Raw genomic sequence first — 3,337 nt, forward strand, 5'->3', positions numbered from 1 at the left:
AGCGCCTCGCCGCGCCTTCCCGCGCGCCAATGCCGCCACGCCGATTCCAAAGCCTCGGCATTGGCGCCGTCGCTCTTCTTGCCGCCGTGGAGAAAGGCCGCCCAATCGCGCCAGCGTTCCGGGCTGCCGCCGCCTTCCAGCAAAGCGCAGCGCAAGACGTCTGGCGTATCGCCCGGCGCCAACCCGAGCGCCGCGCGCAAGGCGTCCGGCGCCTCGGCGCGGAACTGTGCGCGCCTTCCGAGCGCCTCGTCGAGCAGCGTGTCGAAGACGAGGCCGGCGTCCTCCGCCACGCGCGTCAGCGCCACGCCGAGCCGCGCGTCATGTTCGGCGCGCGCCAGAACATCGCGGCGCGCGCGCGCAATCAATTGCTGCCGCTCGACATCCTCCGCCACGACAAAGCCCGCCGCAACATTGGCCTCGAAGGGCGCCGCATGCAGCACGCGTTCGCAAAAGGCGTGCAAGGTCTGGATCTTCAATCCGCCCGGCGTCTCGACCGCGCGCGCGAATAATTTGCGCGCGAAATCCAGTGCGTGTTTCTCGCGCGAACGTTCGGCGCCGGTCGCCGCGATGGCGTCCGCCAAAGCCGCATCGTCGAGCGCGGTCCATTTCGACAAAGTCTGAAACACGCGCTCGGCCATATTGGCCGCCGCCGCCTTGGTGAAAGTCAGGCACAGGATGCGGCCGGGCGCATAACCCGCCAGCAGCAGGCGGATCACGCGCTGCGCCAGCACATGGGTCTTGCCAGAGCCGGCATTGGCCGAAACCCAGGCTGAATTGCGCGGATCGGACGCGCGCGCCTGTCGCGCCCGCGTGTCCTCGGGAATGAGCCGCGCGCCGCTCATGAGTCCTCCCCGCCCTCGGCGCCGGAGGCCGACCATTCCCGTGTCCGCGCGAGATGGTCGTAATCATTGTAGCGCAGAGCGAATTGCGGAAAGGGCCGCGCCGGATAGCCCTGTTTCGGATCGCGGAAATCGTTGAGCAGTTGAACCAGTTCCTCGAAATGCGCGGCGACCAGTTCCGCGAAAGGCTTTTCCTTCGGATCGTCAAGGCCGCGCGTTTTCGCATTGCCGCCGCCGATCGGCACGTAAAAGGCGTCGGTCGCCGCGCGCGCGGGCACGCCACGAAAGGCGCCACGCTCCAGCATCGCCGCCTCGAGCGTCAATTGCGGCGCCCAGCCGGCGCGCACCTCCTTGTCGGATGGCGGCCGCCCGCTCTTATAATCGACCACGGCCGCCGTTCCATCCTTCAGCAATTCGACGCGGTCCGCCTTGGCTGTGAGCGCGAAATCCGAGCCGTCAGCCAGCGGAATGGTCAGCCGGCCGCCGACCTCGACCGCGAGCTGTTCGAGCAGCGGCCGCCGCTCGCTCTCGAAAGCGAGATATTTGTCGAGCCCTTGCAACAAACGCGGCCAGCGGAAGGCGAGAAATTCCGGCAGCGTCATGAAATCCGCCAGATTGTCCTGCGCCAGCGCCACCAGTTTCGCGCGCGCGTCATCGGGCAAGGGGCCGGCGGGATAGAGGCGGCAGAACCGGTCCAGCGCGTCATGCAACGCCACGCCGATTTCGCGCAACCCCGGTTCTTGATCGAGCTCTGGCAGAGGCAGAAGTTTCAGGATGAATTCGGCATAGATCGCATAGGGATCGCGCCGCAGCGTTTCGATCCGCGTCACCGACAATTTTTGCGGGCGCAGCGCGAGCGGCGGGACCGGCGCCGGGCGGCGCAGCGGCGACGCCAATGGCGCAGCGTCGAGCTGGCGCGCGTGCGCGAGCCAGTTGTCGCCGCGCGCGCGCAATTCGGCGAAAACAGGCGCGCCGGCCAAAGCCTCCATCCGTTGCAGGAAACGCGAGGGCGTGGTCGGCGCGCCGCCGCGTTTTTTTGCGCGGCTCAGCACCACTTCGGGCGCGCCGAATCCTTGTGTGAAATCGTGCGCGGTCTGGCCGATGCGGCGCTCCGGCGACGACAGGCCGAGCTTGGCGCGCATCTCGCGGTTGAGGAAGCAGTCGGTCTGGCCACGCGGCGGCCAGACCGTCTCGTCCAGCCCGGCCATGACGAGGCGGTCGACCGCGATCAGACGCGCTTCGAGCAGGCCGAGGATTTTCAGGCGCGGATGGGCGCGCGCCGGCCCGCGTAACACCTGCTCGCCGATCAGCGCGTCGAAGAAAGCGGTATAGCTCTCCGCATGAAACGTGAAGACCGCATTGGCCGATTGCTCCAGCTCCGCGAACAGACGCTCCAGCGCCTCGCCATCCTCGCCCGCCGGCAGCGCGGTCGCATCGCCCGCGACAATCAAGCCGAGCGCCTTGCGATGCGCGGCGAGCCACGGTTTCAGCCCGCTTTCGCCTGCGGCCCCTGACAGTTCTCGCAGCGGCGCGAAAGCCGCGTCGAGCCGCGCTGCGAAATCGTCCAAGGCGGTCCAATCCTCGGGCGAAATCGCCTGCTGGCGAGGATGGGCGTGCGGGTCTTCCGTCGCCTTGCGCGCCGGCGCGATCCTTTCGTGCCAAAGATCGCCCGTCGCGTCCGAACGCAACACGCCGATCTCGAACAGGCCGGCGAGGCGCTCGGCTTCGGCGCCGAGGCCGAGCGTGCAATCGGGATGCGACAGCAGCGCCGCCCAATCGGCGCCGGCGCCCGTCAGCGCCAGCGGAATCAGCCGCGCAATCACGCCGGCCCGCGCGGCGGCGAGCGGCGCGCCGCCGGAATCGTCGATCTCGACATTCCAGCGCAGCAGTTCCGCGCGCACGCGCTCGGCGAGGCCGCGATCCGGCGTCGCCAGCGCCGCCGTCCGGCCCGGATGTTCCAACGCCTCGCGCAGGCAGACGGCGATGGCCAAAGCCTCCTCGCGTTCGTCGGCGGCCTCGATCAGCGCCGCGTTCGCGAGCGTGTCTTCCAGCGCGCCGGGCGCCTGATCCGCGCGCCAGATCGCCCACAGATCGGTCGTATCCGCCGGCCGGAAGGCTTCCGAGGCGAAGCGGTCGCGCGCGCCCATTTCCGCGAGCGCGACGACCTCGTCGCGCGTCACGCCAATGGTCTCGATCAGCCGCGCCAGAAACGCCTGCGGATGGGTGGCGCAGGGCTCATTGCCGGCGCGGATCGCGGCGAAGGATGTTTCATCGAGATGAAGATCGAGCCCGGGCAGAACCACCGCGCCCTGCTCCGCGCGGGCGATGGCCGCGAGCAGGCGGGCGGTCGCGATATTCGAACCGGTCGAGCCGATGGCGATGACCGGATTTTTTTCGCGCGCCACGGCTTCCAGCGCGCGGGCGATCAACGCCTGCTGGCGCGCGGCCGGATCGACGAAGCCGCGCTCGCGCTGGATATCGGGCCACAGGCTGATCGC

Annotated in this window: 2 protein-coding genes; both read right to left on the reverse strand. The window is 69.0% G+C overall.

Annotated elements, in window-relative coordinates; genetic code table 11:
* Window positions 1–842, reverse strand: an 842-nt coding sequence (locus ACE3S9_RS17020; protein ID WP_374547669.1) for a UvrD-helicase domain-containing protein, incomplete at its 3' end; no start/stop codon positions are given.
* Window positions 839–3,337 (reverse strand): double-strand break repair protein AddB (addB, locus tag ACE3S9_RS17025; protein WP_374547670.1); only part of this gene is annotated, 2,499 nt, incomplete at its 5' end. The genes ACE3S9_RS17020 and addB, both read right to left, overlap by 4 nt.

Source organism: Rhodoblastus sp., assembly GCF_041915505.1.
In the GTDB taxonomy this organism is placed as follows: Bacteria; Pseudomonadota; Alphaproteobacteria; order Rhizobiales; family Beijerinckiaceae; genus Rhodoblastus.